Origin of the sequence: Candidatus Palauibacter sp. (assembly GCF_965208055.1) — a bacterium.
Lineage (GTDB): Bacteria > Gemmatimonadota > Gemmatimonadetes > Palauibacterales > Palauibacteraceae > Palauibacter.
This window is the reverse complement of the sequence record NZ_CBDBNY010000004.1, coordinates 3,053,881-3,068,853: the sequence shown is the minus strand read 5'-3', so window position 1 is coordinate 3,068,853 and position 14,973 is coordinate 3,053,881. Positions and strand designations below refer to the sequence as shown.

Genomic DNA, 14,973 nt, shown 5'->3' with positions numbered 1-14,973 from the left:
TCGCCTGTCCGGAGTCCCCCGCGACCGGAGCATGAGTCGCAGGCCGGAAGAGCCGCCGCCCGTGACGGAGCGGCGGCCCGGATCGTTTGTCAGCGGTCGAGCGGCTGCCAGGTCATGCCGAGAGAGAAGGCCCTGCCGGGCTGCCAGCCGCGAAGGAGATCGCCGGCCTGCGTGAAGCGGTAGTCGGCGGCGAAGAGGTTCGTGGCGCTGAGCTTGGCCGAGATCTTCGACCCGATCCCCTGTTCGACGACGAGGTCGAACTGGTTCCGGCCCTCCTCGAATACGCTGTCGAGGAACTGGGTGCCGACCTGGCTGATGCGGCGCCCGAACCGGTTGAAGAGGAGGGAGACCGAAGTCCGGCCGGACGGGCTGGCCCAGTTCGCGCCCGCGTTGACGACGTAGGGCGACTGGCCCTGGAGGCGGCGCTTCTGCCCCACCACGTCGATCTCGAGCGGTCCCGAGCCGGGGACGAAGATCTGGGCCACGCTCCCCGTCTCCACCTCGGAATCGACCAGCGTGAGGTTGAGGTTGAGCGCGAAGTTCTCGAACGACTCCGAGAGGAAGCCGAGGTCGGAGCGCAGCTCGAATTCGGTCCCGATGTTGTTCGCGGTCCCGGCGTTGAGCCAGCTCTTGATGAACTCGCTGCTCGGGAACACGACCTCCTCGATCGGATCCCTGAAATTCTTGTAGAAGCCGCTCACCGCGATGACGGCGCCGGGGCGGGGGAACCACTCCCAGCGCAGATCGAAGTTCGTGATCCGCGAGGGCTGGAGCACCGGGTTCCCGACGACGAGATACCCGCCGGCGAAGTCGGCGAACGAGAACGGCGCCAGCTCGCGGAACTCGGGCCGCGCCAGCGTGCGTGAAGCGGCGGCCCGGAGGTTGACCCGGTCGCTCGCCGCCCAGGTGAGCGTGGCGCCGGGGACGAAGTCGGTGTTGTCGAGTTCCGCGCCCGTGAGCGGCTCGACGCCCAGCGTGAAGACGTCCCTCGGCTCGACGACCTGCCGGCTGCGCTCGATGCGGGCCCCGCCGGCGAAGCGGAGGCGCGGCACGAGTTCGAAGTCGGCCATGAGGTAGGCCCCGGTCGTGGTCTGGTCGGCGACGTAGTTGTCGGGGCGGAAGGTCGCCTCCTGGATCTCGAACTGTCGCGGACCCGGGCCGATGTTGTCCGGCGAGAAGATCCGGTCGGGCGACGACGCCCTGACTTCGTTCGCGATCGACCGGTTGGGGATGAACCGGAAGCGCCGGCTGAGCACGTCGCGGTCACGCGTGAGCCTCGCGGCGCCGACCTCGATCGTCCCCGCCCGCCCGTTCACGCGGATCGGGAACTGAATGTCGACGTTGAGGTTGATCGCATCTTCGGTCAGATCCTGATGGAAGATGCTGCCGCTCTGGATGAAGTTGTCCCACAGGAAGACGCCGCCGGACTCGCGGTACAGAACCTCGCGTGTGTTCGGCTCGTAGCGGCCGGCGCGCGAGTACGCGGCCTTCCACTCCGCCGTCATGTCGCCGAAGGCGCTGAAGTAGTGCCTCCCGCTCAGGCGCCCCTGGACGAGGGAGTTCTCGACGTACTGGATTCGGGTGTTCCGCTGGTTCGTGTTCGAGTCGAGGTTGAAGCCCTCGAGGATGCGGGACTGGTCTTCGGTCACCCGGTTGAGGAGCCCGTTGAACGAGATCCGGTGACTCGCCGCCAGCGTGTAGTCCATGTTCAGAAGGCCGCCGAGGGTGACGGCTCGCGCCGACTGGTCGCCCCCGTAGTCGACTTCGGGATCCGCGAGGCCCGAGGAAGCGAACACCCGCTCCACATAGCCCTCGCGGCGGCTCCAGGAATCGTCCCAGTGGGCCGCGGCGAGAAGGCCGAGATTCTTCGCGCCGAGCGGGATCTCGGTCGCGAAAGCGAGTTCGCCGCTACGCCCGAAGGGGAGGTCGCGCGGGGTGCCGGCCCAGCCGGGCGCGAACGCCTCGCCGATCGCCTCCAGTTCGGCGGAGCTGAAGTTGCGCCGGTTGACGGGGGCGTCGGCCGGCAGGAGGTCGGGAAGGGCGCGCAGCCCGTCGTCGATGCCGAGGAAGTCGAGGCCGGAGCCCGCGTAGCCGAGGCCGCTCTTGCCGGTCGTCGCCGTCTCCATGCCGGTGCCGAACCCGATCTTGAAGAAGCTCTCTCCCGGAACCCTGCGCGTCTCGATCTGGACGAGTCCGCCCGCGTAGTCGGCGGGCTGCCGGGGGAGATAGCTCTTCGAGGTGGAGACGTTCTCGATGAAACTGGCCGGGACGAGGTCGAGCGGAACCGCCTTGCGGTCCGCGATCGGGGAGGGCATGACCGCGCCGTCGAGCGTCGTGTTCCCGTAGCGTTCTCCGAGGCCTCGCACGAACACGAACTTCTTGTCGACGATGGAGACGCCGGGGACCCGGGCCAGCGCCGCGGCCGCGTCCGAGTCCGGCGAGTCCGCGATCTGCTCGCGGCCGATCGCGTCGGTTACCGCCGGCGCGGTCCGCCGGTTCTGGAGGACGGCCGAGGCCGTGCCGCGCTGGTCCGCGACCGTCACGGTCAGCTCGTTCAACTCGATCGCCCGGGGCGGCAGCGAGATGTCTATCGTCGCGTTCCCTCCCGAGACGACCAGTACGCCCGTGATCGTCTTGCTCGCGTAACCGATGAGGCGGGCGACGATGTCGTATGTGCCGGCCGGTACGGCTTGCAGCGTCCAGCGGCCGTCGACGTCACTCAGCGTGCCGGCGTTCAGCGAGGGGACGGAGATCTGCGCCAGGCTCAGCGGCCTCGCCGTCTCTTCATCCACGATTCGACCCGAAATCTTGCCGAGTTCCGCCTCCTGCGCCGCAACTGCACCGGCCAGGCCGAGCAGGAGGCAAGCGGAAAGGACGGCAAGACCGGCCTGAAGCCGGGACTTGTGCTGTCGCTGCTTGAGTTTCATGACTCGTTTCATGACTCTGGATCCTCCGGGCGTTCACTGCAGGGTTCTGCTACCGGGGCGGAGGATAGGCGGGTTCAGTAACGCCTCCAGACAAGGAAACGTCACAGGTTCGTCACGGCGCGAAGCGCGCCGGGTTACCGGGTTGGACGGACCGGAATCCTCGCGAGGTCGGGGGACGCGGCGCGCTCCGGCGGTCGTTCACGAGATGGTTACGAATGTGTTACGATACGGCCTGCACACGTGGTCCAGAATTCTGCGGAGATTGGGTCCGTGCGGCGGACGCCTCCATGGTTGAGCCCAAGTTGAGCCCATCTGACGCGGATGATGATGATGCCGGACGCACAGATCCTGGTTGTGGATGACGAACCGGACATCCTCAGCGTGCTCGTGTATCACCTGAGCCGGGAAGGATACCGGGTCACCACGGCCGTCAACGGACCGGGCGCACTGACGACGGCGGAGGCCGACCAGCCGGACCTCATCATCCTCGACCTCATGCTGCCGGGCATGGACGGATACGAGGTGCTGCAGCGGCTGCGGCGCGCGGAGCGCACGAGTTCCATGCCGGTCATCCTGCTCACCGCGAGACGGGAAGAGGAGGAGCGGGTCAAGGGTTTCGAGGTCGGCGCGGACGACTACATCACGAAGCCCTTCAGCGCGCGCGAACTCACGCTGCGCGTCGAGGCGCTTCTCCGCCGGTCGAAGGCGGAACCGGTGTCGACGACGAGGAGGATCGCCGTGGGACCGGTCGAACTGGACCGGGAGGCGCACCGGGCCTTCTCGGACGGGGTCGAGGTCGACCTGACGCGTCTCGAGTACCGCCTGCTCGAAGTGCTGCTCGAGAGGCGTGGACGCGTACAGACCCGCCGCCAACTGCTTCAGGCCGTGTGGGACACGAATGCCGCGATCGAAACGCGCACGGTCGACATGCACGTCGCCCGGCTGCGGACCAAGCTCGGGGACGCCGCTCCCCTGATCGAGACCGTTCGGGGGATCGGTTACCGATTCCGCGCGCTCGACAAGTAGTTCGCGCGGCGGAGCCCGTTCGGTGAGATTGGCCACCCGCTTCTTTCTGGCCGCGGCCGCGGTGTTCGTGGTGGCGTACTTCGCCGCCCGGTTTACCCTCCGGCTCGACGCGACGGGCGTGGCGGTCGAAGCCGCCGTGCTCGGAGGCATCCTGCTCCTGCTGTGGCCGGCTTCCTGGTTGGTGGCCCGGAGAATCGAGTCGGCGCTCGGAGAGGCGCGGGACGCCGTCGATCGCATCGCCTCCGGTGACCTCGATCCCTCGATCGGCGCGACCGGTTCCGGTTCCGTCGGTTCCGTCGGTTCCCTGGGTCGAGCGATCGACCGCATGGCCGGACAGGTGCGCGATCGTGTGGAGGTCTCCGAACGCAAGTCCAGTGACCTGAGAGTGCTCTTCGACGGGTTGGAGGACGGACTCGCGTTCATCGATCGGGAGGGGTTCGTAAGCCTCTGCAACCCCGCCTTCGAGCGCTGGGCCGGACGTGAGGTGGCGCCCGGCGCTCGCGTCGGCACGCTCTTCCGCTCTCCCGGGATCGCCGAAGCCGTTAACGCGGCGGGGCGCGGCGAATCCACGACGGCCGAAGTCGAACTCGGCGCGAACACGGTGCTGATGTCGGTCCGACCCCACCGGTCGGGCGCGATCATCGTGCTCCGCGACCTCACCGTCATGCGGCGACTCGAGGGCGTCCGCCGGGATTTCGTGGCGAATGTGTCGCACGAACTCAAGACCCCGCTCACGAGCGTGGTGGGCTTTGCCGAGGCGCTGGCGGAGGGAGGACTCGACGCGGACCAGGCGGACGATTTCGCACGCCGCATCTTTTCCAATGCGACCCGCATGCGGTACCTGGTCGATGACCTGTTGGACCTCTCACTTCTCGAGTCCGGCAACTGGAACCCCGAGCCGGAGGCGGTCTCGGTGGGCGCCCTCGCGAGGGAGGCGTGGGAGACGCTGTCGCCGAAGGTTCGGGCCGCCGACCTCGACCTGCGCGTGTCGGGAACGGAGCAGCCCGCCTGGGCGGACCCCGATGCGATCCGCCACGTGATCCGGAACCTCCTCGACAACGCCGCGCGCTACAGCGATGAGGACCCGGACATCAGGGTCCGGATTGAATCGGACGGACGGTTCCAGCGAGTGGAGGTCTCCGACCGCGGCCCGGGGATCGCGTCCGTGCACGTCGAACGCGTGTTCGAACGCTTCTACCGAGTGGATCCGGCGCGTTCGCGCGCCCGGGGGGGAACCGGCCTCGGACTCTCGATCGTGAAGCACTTCGTCGAGGCGCACGGGGGCAGGATCGGCATCGAGAGCGTGCTGGGCCACGGAACCACCGTCTGGTTCACGCTCCCGGATGCCGCCCGGCCCTCGAGGAGGGAGAGCCTCGATGTCCCCGCCTGACAGGCTGCTTCGCCCCGGTCGCTTCGGTCGCTTCGGTCGCTCCGGTGCGGGATGGGCGACGCTGGCGGCTCTTGCTCTCGCGGGTTGCGGCGCCGACCCGGACGGAGGCCTGTCGGGCCTGATCGAGGTAGATGGGTCGAGCACCGTCTTCCCCATCAGCCAGGCGATGGCCGAGGAATTCCAGATCGCCGGCGGACGCGCGGTTCGCGTGTCGGTGGGCGTCTCCGGCACGGGGGGAGGGTTTCAGAGGTTCTGCAACGGCGAGACGGACATCACCAACGCTTCGCGACAGATCGACGAAGCCGAGGCCGCGTCCTGCCGGGCGGAGGGCATCGAGCCCGTCGAAGTGCAGATCGCCCGCGATGGCCTGACGCTGGTCGTGCACCCCTCCAACGACTGGGTCGCCTGCGTCAGCGTGGCCGAGCTCCGGCGGCTATGGGCGCCCGGGTCCGAGGTCGAGCGCTGGAGCCAGCTCCGCCCGGACTGGCCGGATGAGGAACTGAAGCTGTACGGACCCGACACCGATTCGGGCACCTTCGACTACTTCACGGCGGCCGTGGTCGGCGAGGAGGGCGCCAGCCGGAGCGACTACACCGCGAGCGCCGACGACAACGTGCTCGTCGGGGGCGTGAGCGGCGATCCGGGCGCGCTCGGCTACTTCGGCTACGCGTACTTCGAGGACAACCGGGAGCAACTGCGCGCCATTGAGGTCGACGGGGGCGCCGGTTGCGTCGCACCGTCCCGCGAAACGATCCTGAACGGTACGTACACGCTCGCTCGACCGATGTACATCTACATTCGGCGCGATGCGCTCGATCGACCGGAGGTCGGGGCATTCGTGCGCTTCTTCCTCGAGCGGGCGGCGACCCTGATCCCGGAGACGGGGTACATACCGCTCGAGCCGGAAGCGTATGCGGAAATCCGAGCCCGGATCGGCTAGCACCCTCGGCGAGCGCCTGATCGGGGCGCTCCTCTTCGGCTGCGGAGCGCTCTCCATCCTGACGACGGTCGGGATCGTCGTGGTGCTGCTCACCCAGTCGCTGGGCTTCTTCGCCGAAGTATCCCCGGTCGAGTTTCTCGCGGGGACGCGCTGGTCCCCGGACCTCGTGCCGCGGTCGTTCGGCATCCTCCCGCTGGTCAACGGCACCCTCCTCGTCGCGGCCGGCGGGGCGCTGATCGCACTCCCGGTGGGACTGGCCACGGCCATCTACCTGAGCGAGTTCGCATCGATCCGGACGAAGCGGACCGTCAAGCCGGCGCTCGAGATTCTCGCGGGGATTCCGACGGTCGTCTACGGCTACTTCGCCGTGATCCTCGTCACCCCGATCCTCAGGTCGTTCTTCCCGTCGGCGGGCGTCTTCAATGCCGCGAGCGCCGCCATCGTCGTGGGCATCATGATCCTTCCGATGGTGTCATCTCTCTCCGAGGACGCGCTGAGCGCGGTCCCCGACGCTCTGCGCGAGGCCGCGTACGGCGTCGGGGCCACCCCGTACGAGGTGGTGACGCGGATCGTGGTGCCGGCGGGTCTGCCCGGCATCGCCGCCAGCTTTGTCCTCGCGATCTCCCGCGCCATCGCCGAGACGATCGTCGTGACGCTGGCCGCGGGCGCGACCCCGGGCATGACGCTGGATCTGCTCCAGAGCGTTCAGACGATGACGGCCTACATCGTGCAGGTGAGCCTGGGAGACGCCCCGCCGGGGTCCGTCGAATACCGGACCCTGTTCGCCGTCGGCCTCCTTCTCTTCCTCATCACGCTGGCCCTCAACCTGCTGAGCCAGCGCATGGCTGCGCGCTTCCGGGGGAGCTTCCGGGGGAGCTTCCAGTGAGTCCCGGCGCGCTCCGCGGAGGCCGTTTCGACCCGCGCCTCGAGGCCCGTCGCCGCGCCGGGGTCCGGTTCAAGTGGCTGTGCCGCCTTGCGGTGGCCTTCGGGGTCGCGTCCTTGGTCGTCCTCCTCGCGAGTATCCTGGCGGACGCGCTGCCGGTGCTGTCGTTCGAGTTCCTGGCCAGCCATCCGTCGCGTTTCCCGGAGCGTGCCGGTATTCGCTCCGCCATCCTCGGGAGCGCGTGGATGCTCGCGCTGGCGGCGGCGATGTCCTTTCCGCTCGGAGTCGGCGCCGCGCTGTACCTCGAGGAATATGCCCCGAGGAACCGCTTCACGAGCCTGCTGAAGACGAACATCGCGAACCTCGCCGGCGTGCCCTCCATCGTATACGGCATCCTCGGCCTCGCCGTGTTCGTCCGCTTCCTGGCGCTGGAGCGGAGCCTGCTCGCCGGAGCGGCGACGCTGTCGCTGCTCGTGCTCCCCATCGTCAATATCGCGGCCCGCGAGGCGATCCGCGCCGTCCCGGACGCGTTGCGGGAAGCTGCCTACGCGCTCGGCGCCACGCGCTGGCAGACCATCCGGCATCACGTGCTCCCGGCGGCCATGCCGGGAATCCTTTCCGGCGCCATCCTCGGTCTCTCGCGCGCGGGGGGGGAGACCGCCCCGCTGCTCATCATCGGCGGTCTGACGTTCATCGCGTTCGACCCGGTCTCGCCCATGGATCCCTTCACGGTCCTGCCGATCCAGATCTTCAACTGGACCACGGATCCACGCGGGGAGTTCCATGCGCTGGCGGCAGGAGCCATTGTGGTACTGTTGGGCGTGCTGCTCATGATGAACGCGGCCGCGATTCTGATTCGTAACCGATACGAGAGGTGACCGTGGCGTCGGATGCGGTCCTCGAGACCGTCGGGCTCGGCGTTCGCTACGGCGAAACCCGGGTGATCGGGGACATCTCGCTCACGATACCGGAAAGGCGGGTGGTCGCCTTCATCGGGCCTTCCGGTTGCGGCAAGAGCACGCTCCTGCGTTGCTTCAACCGCATGAACGACCTCGTGCCGACGGCCCGCGTCACCGGCCGGGTCCTGTTCCGAGGGCGGGATCTCTACGCGCCCGGCGTCGAGGCGGCCGATGTCCGGCGCACCATCGGGATGGTGTTCCAGAAGCCGAACCTGTTTCCGAAGTCGATCTTCGAGAACATCGCGTTCGGCCTGCGGATCAACGGCTTCCGGGACGACATCGGCGATCGGGTGGAGGCGTCGCTCCGCGCGGCCGCGCTCTGGGACGAAGTGAGCCACCGCCTCGACGCGGACGCCCTCGGGCTCTCGGCCGGACAGCAGCAGCGGCTCTGCATCGCGAGGGCGCTGGCGGTGGAACCGGAGGTTCTCCTCATGGACGAGCCGGCGAGCGCGCTCGACCCGATCGCGACCGGCCGCGTGGAGGACCTCATCGGAGATCTGCGCGGAGACTACACGATCGTGATCGTGACGCATAACATGCAGCAGGCCGCGCGCATCAGCGACGACACGGCCTTCCTCTACATGGGCGAACTGGTCGAGTACAAGGAGACGCAGCGCTTGTTCACCAATCCCGAGGACGAGCGGACCGAAGCCTACATCACGGGCCGGCGGGGCTAGAAGGGCCGCCGGCGATGTCCTTCAGGCAGTTCGACGATCGGGTGGCCGATGTCACGCGGATGCTGCACCGGATGGCGCACGACATCGAGCAACTGGTGCAGCGGGCGGTGGCGCTCGTGGGCCAACCCGTCGTGGACGCGGACGCGATCCGGGAAGCGGACGACGCCATCGACCGGGTCGAGGTGGAGGTCGAGGAGTCGACGGTGGAGATCCTCGCGCTGCATCATCCCGTCGCGAGCGACCTGCGCGTGCTCGTCGCGGTCCTCAAGATCAACAACGACCTCGAGCGGATCGGCGACCATGCGGTGAACATCGCCGAAGCGGCCGAGCGGCTGGCGAGGGCCGAAAAGAAGGTTCCCATCCCGCCCGAACTGGACGAGATGAGCCGCATGGCGAGGGCGATGCTGCGCGATGCGCTCGACGCCTTCGTACACCGCAACGCGGACGACGCGCGCTCGGTGATCGCCCGGGACGACCGGCTGGACCAGCTCCAGGACTCGCTGGGCCGGGTGATGATCACGCATATGCCGGACTACAACCTGTCGGCGTGCCTGCAGGTCATCCTCATCGGCCGCAATCTCGAGCGGATCGGCGACCTCGCGACGAACATCGGAGAGGATGTCGTCTACATGGTCCAGGGCATCATGATCCGGCACCAGGAGGGCACGGCGGATCCGGCCTAGCGGCCGGCGGTAGCGCCCCGCGTCAGCGCGAGGCGTTCCAGCGGTCGTCCACCTTGCGGCGGCGTTTCCGCACGGCCTTCAACATCCGGCTCTGATAGTCGATGGGGCGCTCGCCCGGCGCGGGCTCGCACAGCACGTACTCTCCGGTCGGCCGCAGTTCCCAGGCTCGCTGATTGTCGCGAAGGGCGAAGCGCAGCGTCTTGCGCAGGCGTTTCCGGATCCGCTTGTCGCGCACGGGCAGCAGCACTTCGACGCGGTCGTCGAGGTTTCGGCGGCGCCAGTCCGCGCTCCCGATCCAGACCTCGGCGCTCCCGTCGTTCTCCCACCAGAAGATCCGGTCGTGCTCCAGGAAGCGTCCGACGATGCTGCGCACGCGAATGTTCTCGCTGAAGCCGGGGATCCCGGGGCGGAGCCGGCACTGGCCGCGGATGATGAGGTCGATCTGCACGCCGGCGGCGGACGCCGCGTAGAGGGCGCGGATCACCTTCGGGTCGTCGAGGCCGTTCATCTTCATGATCATGCGCCCCCTCCGGCCGGCCTCGACATGGGAAACCTCGCGCTCGATCCGGGCGATGAGGGCCCGTCGCAGGTCGCGGGGCGCCACGATGAGTTCCTCGTACTGCTGGTCGGGGGCGTACCCCGTCAGGTAGTGGAACAGGTTCACCGCATCGCGGCCGATCTCCGGACGCGCCGTGAGGATCCCGATGTCCGCGTAGATCTGCGCGGTCTCGGAGTTGTAGTTGCCGGTGCCGATGTGGCAGTAGGTGCGGATCTCGTTCTCTTCCTCGCGGACGACGAGCGCGACCTTCGCGTGCGTCTTCAGCCCGACGAGACCGTACGTGACGTTGACGCCCGCCTCCTCCAGAACCGACGCCCACTCCATGTTGTCGGCCTCGTCGAAGCGGGCCGTGACCTCCACGAGCACGGCGACCGCCTTGCCCGCCTCGGCCGCCCGCACCAGCGCGGCGATGATCCGCGAGTGCTCCGCCGTCCGGTAGAGCGTCTGCTTGATGGCCACGACCGCGGGATCCGCGGCGGCCTCCTCGATGAACTGCTGCACCGTGGCGGTGAAGGACTCGTACGGGTGGTGCACCATGAGATCGCCCGCCCGAATCACCGTGAAGATGTCGGGACGGTCCTCCGTCTCGCCTTCGCGGATGAGGCGCGGCGGGATCATCGGCTCCCAGGGTTCGTGCCGGTGTTCCCAGGGACCCTCGGCCGCAATCTGCCAGAAACCCGACATCTCGAGCAGGCCCGGGATCTCGTACAGATCTTCCTCGTCCAGTTCGAGTTGGCGAACGAGGAACTGACGCACATCGTCGGGCATGCCCGGCTCGACCTCCAGACGCACGACGCGCGCGAAGCGCCGCTCGCGAAGCTCTTCGGAGATCATCTGCAGGAGGTCGTCCGCCACCTCCTCGTCCCGGGCCACATCCGCGTTTCGGGTGACGCGGAACAGCGACGCGCTCTCGATCTTCATCCCCCGGAAGAGCTCGCCCGCGAAGTGCCGCACCACCTGCTCGACGGGGACCACGTGCCCGCTCTCCGGGAGTTCGACCCAGCGCAGCTCCGTGGGGATCTTCACCCGGGCGAAGTGGCGGGTCCGGCGTTCCGGGTGCTCGAGCATCAGGGCGAGCGAGAGGCTCATGTTGGACAGGAAGGGGAACGGGTGTCCCGGGTCGACGGCCAGCGGCGTGAGGATCGGATAGATGCGATCGGTGAACTCGCAACGCACGTGCTCGCGTTCCTCTTCGTTCAGGTCCTCGAAATCGCGCACGACGATGTCGAGTTCCGCCGCGAGGCGCGGCCGGAGTTCTTCCTCCCAGACCTCCGCCAGCCGGGTCCGCATGGTGCGGACGCCTTCGCGCACGAGGTCCAGCTGTTCGGCGGGCCCGCGGCCGTCCAGCGATGGCTTCACCACGCCCGCTCCGAGCACGCGCTTGAGGCCGCCGACCTGCTTCATCACGAATTCGTCGAGGTTGTTCTCCGTGATCGCGAGGAACCGAAGCCGCTCCAGCAGCGGCGTCCGCTCGTCCATGGCCTGGTAGAGCACGCGCCAGTTGAAGTCCAGCCAACTGAGTTCGGCGTTGAAATAGAGCGACGAGTGGCTCGGCTTCGCGCCGTCGGGAACGGACTTCGGCGCCGCGGCGCGCGGGAGGACCGGGATGCCCCCTACGCGGTGGCCGACCTGCGGGCCGGACGGACGGGGAGTGGCGTCGGCGTCGCTGTCCGGCCTCGGGGCGTCCGGCGTCGGGGGGGCATCGGCGGGCGGGCGGGCCTCGCGCGTCGGGGACCCGTTCACGGCGGCGGAGCCGGATGGCGCCGTCGGAGAAGTGCCGCCGGCGCGCCGGCTCCCGTGGTGGACCCACGGCCGACGGGGCGCCTCTTTCGGCTCGGCTTTCGATTCGGCTTTCGATTCGGACGACACACGGCGCTCCCGGTCACTCTTTCGCGAACGATTTGCGAACGCAGGGCCCGAATTATAAGCCCTGCACCCCCCGTCCCGCTTGTTTTTGACGCCTCAGTCGGAGGACAGGTCGAAGGTGACGTACGGCTCGAGGCCGAAGATGCGGGCGAAGAGCTTCCCCTTCTTGCGCAGCGCCCACTGCTCGAGGAGCAGGCGTCCCCTCCGCTCGAGACGCAGTTCGAGCCGGTGTTCGTGCACGCGCGCCTCGACGCTGTGCACGCGTTGCAGGTGCTCGCGGTCCAGGGAGTCCGCGATGCGCAGGAGGGCGGCGAGCCGCTCCACCCGTCCGCGGTCGTGAGGATTCAGGTCGCGGTAGAGGTAGTGGCCGCGGCGCGGTTCGGCGCGCCGGTGGTAGCGCGCCACCAGGGCGACGAGCGGGAGTTCGTTCGGCGCGATCCCCGGGATCTCGCTGTGATGGATCAGGTAGAGCGAGTGCTTGTGGTGTTTCGCGTAGGAGATGTGCTGCCCGATGTCGTGCAGCATCGCTCCCGCCAGCAGGATCCGCCGGTCGCGCGGTTCGAGGCCGTGAACCTCGGCAAGTTGATCGAACAGCGAGATGGCCAGCGACGCGACGTGTCGTCCGTGATCCTCGTCGAAGAGATATCTGCGCCCGAGCGTGAGCGCTCCTTCGTGGACGATCCGCTCCAGCCGCCCGAAACCGGCCCCGCTCGCCAGTTCATCGACGAGGTCGAACAGGACGCCCTCCTTTACACCGACCCCGGGGACGAGGATTTCCTCGGCCCCCGCGAGTTCGGCGACACGGTCGTAGACGATCGCGGCGGGGAGGATCACGTCGGCCCGATCTTCGCGCAGGCCCAGCCGTCCGATGCGCTGGCTGTAGGAGAGGTGGGAGAACTCCTCGATCGCCATGGCGAGTTCCGCCCGCGTGATGCGGCGGTTCCCGTCGGCGGCGCGTTGGCCCGCGAGGCGGGCAAGCTCCTCGATATTGCCGCCGGTGGCGATCAACTGGACCGGCGTCCAGTGCTTGCTCGCGTGCGGAATGCGGAGCGTGGCGGCGTACTCCGCGAGCAGATTCGCGAAGTGGGCCGGGGCATCGTCCGCCCCCGTGAGTTCCTCGAGCAGCCGCACCGAGCCCATCCGGTGCGACTCGCTCCACATGATCCCGGACCGGTCCGCCAGCGAGACTTCGACGCTCCCGCCGCCGAGATCCACCAGCATCCACTTGGCGTCGCCGAAGTCGAGCCGCTGTTTCACGGACATCCACACGAGGCGCGCCTCATCCGTGCCGGAGATGAGGTCGAGCCGGATTCCCGCCTCCTCCTCTACGCGGCGGACGAGGTCCGCGCCGTTGCGGCTCTCTCGAACCGCGCTGGTGGCCACGGCGCGCACGTGCTCGATGCCCAGGCGATCAATCTCCTCCCGGAAGCGCCGGAACCCCTCGACGGTCCGGTCGATGGCGGAAGGCGACAGTTCGCCGGTGAGGAAGGCCGAATGCCCCAGCCGGACCGCGACCCGCTCCGAAGCGAGTTCCACGTAGCGGCGCGGGTCGCTGAACTCGGCCGCGACGAAGCGAAACGCGTTGGATCCCACATCGATGGCGGCGACGCGCAGCGGGAACGGAAGCGGGTCCCGACCGTCGGCGGTCTCGCGCGGCAGTGGTAGCGTGGTGCGCTGCATGCGGCCAACGTAGCCGGATCGATGGCGGCGCGCGCCACCCCCGGCCCGCTTCTACCCCCGACCCCCGGCCGAAGGCATGTTGGTGCCTCACCCTCACGATGCCGGAGGTTCCGAATGTCTGTCATCACTTCAGCGGCGACCGCGTCCCGACGCTCCCGGTGCGTCGGCGTCCTGTTCGCCTGTCTGGCCTTCCCGATGTCGGCGGCGGGCCAGAGCGAGGCGATCGCCTTCACCGGCGCCTCGGTGATCGATCCGGGGACCGGCGTCCTCTCGAACGCGACGGTCGTGGTGCGGGAGGGCGTCATCGTTTCCGTGGCGGAGGGGGGCGAAGCGCCCGCCGCCGCGCAGGCGGTCGACCTCGGCGGCCGCTTCCTCGTCCCCGGCCTCATCGACGCGCACGTCCACATCGGGACGCTCGAGGCGGCCCGCCGGGCACTCCTCTCCGGAGTCACGACGGCGCGCAGCATGGGGGCGGGATTCTTCGCCGACGTCGGCCTGCGGGAACTCTTCCGGCGCGGGAGCTTCGCGGGTCCGGAGATCCTCGCCGCGGGCTACCATGTGCGGCCCCGCCCGGCGGAGGGTCTCTTCCTCGATGAGCCGGGTCTCAGCGACCTTCTCGGACGCGATGTGCGCGGGCCCGAGGCGCTGGGGCGGGTGGCGCGCGCGATGCTCGGTCGCGGCGTGGATTTCATCAAGGTCAACGCGACCGAGCGCGCGGGCCTGCCGGAAACCGACCCCCGCAAGCCGTTCTTCACGGAGGCCGAACTATCGGCGCTGGTGGCGGAGGCGGGGGGCGGCGGCGTGCCGGTGGCCGCGCACGCGCACGGGGACCGCGGCGGCCGGGCCGCGGTCGCGGCGGGCGTGCGAAGCATCGAGCACGGGACGTACCTCGGCGAGGAAACGCTGCGCCTCATGCGGGAGCGGGGCACGTACCTGGTGCCGACGATCGCCGTCGTGTCGGATCTCACGCTCCCCGGTGGCGACTACGACGATCCGGTGCTACAGGTGCGCGGACGGCACATGCTCCCCCGGGTCCGGGAAACGGCCGCGGCCGCCCACGCGCTCGGGGTGCCCGTCGTCGCGGCGACCGACACGGGCTACGGGTCCGAGAGCGTCCTCCGCCTGAGCCATGAACTGATCGAACTCGTGGGAATCGGAATGAGCGAACTCGATGCGATCCGGGCCGCGACCACCGTGGCGGCGGAGTTGCTCGGCATCGCGGACCGCACGGGACGGGTCGCGGCAGGGTTCGAGGCGGACCTTCTCGTCGTCGATCGCAACCCGCTCGATGACATCGGCCAGTACCAGGATGTGCTGTTCGTGATGAGCGACGGCGTCATCGCGCTCGACCGACTCGATTTCCGGCCGGAGACGCCGAACTGA

Annotated in this window: 11 protein-coding genes; 8 read left to right on the top strand and 3 right to left on the bottom strand. The window is 68.8% G+C overall.

Annotation, left to right across the window (positions count from 1 at the left end):
• Positions 1 to 89: 89 nt before the first annotated feature.
• Positions 90 to 2,939, bottom strand: a complete 2,850-nt coding sequence (locus ACOGXI_RS13555; RefSeq protein ID WP_419939364.1) for a TonB-dependent receptor domain-containing protein — start codon at positions 2,937 to 2,939, stop codon at positions 90 to 92.
• Between the two features lie 318 nt (positions 2,940 to 3,257).
• Here ACOGXI_RS13555 and ACOGXI_RS13550 point away from each other — a divergent pair, with 318 nt between their 5' ends.
• The 7 genes from ACOGXI_RS13550 to phoU are packed head-to-tail and all read left to right on the top strand — an operon-like array spanning position 3,258 to position 9,485.
• Positions 3,258 to 3,953 carry a response regulator gene (locus ACOGXI_RS13550; protein ID WP_419939363.1) on the top strand — a complete coding sequence of 232 codons (696 nt, stop codon included), beginning with the start codon at positions 3,258 to 3,260 and terminating at the stop codon, positions 3,951 to 3,953.
• Positions 3,954 to 3,975: 22 nt separating this feature from the next.
• A complete protein-coding gene (locus ACOGXI_RS13545) occupies positions 3,976 to 5,343 on the top strand; it encodes a sensor histidine kinase (RefSeq protein WP_419939362.1) in 1,368 nt (455 codons plus the stop codon).
• On the top strand, positions 5,330 to 6,283 hold the full coding sequence (locus tag ACOGXI_RS13540) for a PstS family phosphate ABC transporter substrate-binding protein (protein ID WP_419939361.1): 954 nt from the start codon (positions 5,330 to 5,332) through the stop codon (positions 6,281 to 6,283). The genes ACOGXI_RS13545 and ACOGXI_RS13540 overlap by 14 nt, the downstream gene beginning before the upstream one ends.
• On the top strand, positions 6,255 to 7,169 hold the full coding sequence (pstC, locus tag ACOGXI_RS13535) for a phosphate ABC transporter permease subunit PstC (RefSeq protein ID WP_419939360.1): 915 nt from the start codon (positions 6,255 to 6,257) through the stop codon (positions 7,167 to 7,169). The genes ACOGXI_RS13540 and pstC overlap by 29 nt, the downstream gene beginning before the upstream one ends.
• The gene (gene pstA, locus ACOGXI_RS13530) at positions 7,166 to 8,044 is read left to right on the top strand and encodes a phosphate ABC transporter permease PstA (protein ID WP_419939359.1); all 879 of its coding nucleotides are present in this window, start codon (positions 7,166 to 7,168) and stop codon (positions 8,042 to 8,044) included. The genes pstC and pstA overlap by 4 nt, the downstream gene beginning before the upstream one ends.
• Positions 8,041 to 8,802 carry a phosphate ABC transporter ATP-binding protein PstB gene (pstB, locus tag ACOGXI_RS13525; RefSeq protein ID WP_419939358.1) on the top strand — a complete coding sequence of 254 codons (762 nt, stop codon included), beginning with the start codon at positions 8,041 to 8,043 and terminating at the stop codon, positions 8,800 to 8,802. The genes pstA and pstB overlap by 4 nt, the downstream gene beginning before the upstream one ends.
• Before the next feature lie 14 nt (positions 8,803 to 8,816).
• Positions 8,817 to 9,485, top strand: a complete 669-nt coding sequence (gene phoU / locus ACOGXI_RS13520) for a phosphate signaling complex protein PhoU (RefSeq protein ID WP_419939357.1) — start codon at positions 8,817 to 8,819, stop codon at positions 9,483 to 9,485.
• A 22-nt stretch (positions 9,486 to 9,507) separates the two neighbouring features.
• On the opposite strand, the gene ppk1 is transcribed toward phoU, so the two are convergent.
• Together ppk1 and ACOGXI_RS13510 are read right to left on the bottom strand one after the other, a co-directional pair.
• A complete protein-coding gene (gene ppk1 / locus ACOGXI_RS13515; RefSeq protein ID WP_419939356.1) occupies positions 9,508 to 11,787 on the bottom strand; it encodes a polyphosphate kinase 1 in 2,280 nt (759 codons plus the stop codon).
• A 219-nt stretch (positions 11,788 to 12,006) separates the two neighbouring features.
• Positions 12,007 to 13,590, bottom strand: coding sequence for an HD domain-containing protein (locus ACOGXI_RS13510; RefSeq protein WP_419939355.1), 1,584 nt, complete (start codon positions 13,588 to 13,590; stop codon positions 12,007 to 12,009).
• Between the two features lie 114 nt (positions 13,591 to 13,704).
• Here ACOGXI_RS13510 and ACOGXI_RS13505 point away from each other — a divergent pair, with 114 nt between their 5' ends.
• Positions 13,705 to 14,973 carry an amidohydrolase family protein gene (locus ACOGXI_RS13505; RefSeq protein ID WP_419939354.1) on the top strand — a complete coding sequence of 423 codons (1,269 nt, stop codon included), beginning with the start codon at positions 13,705 to 13,707 and terminating at the stop codon, positions 14,971 to 14,973.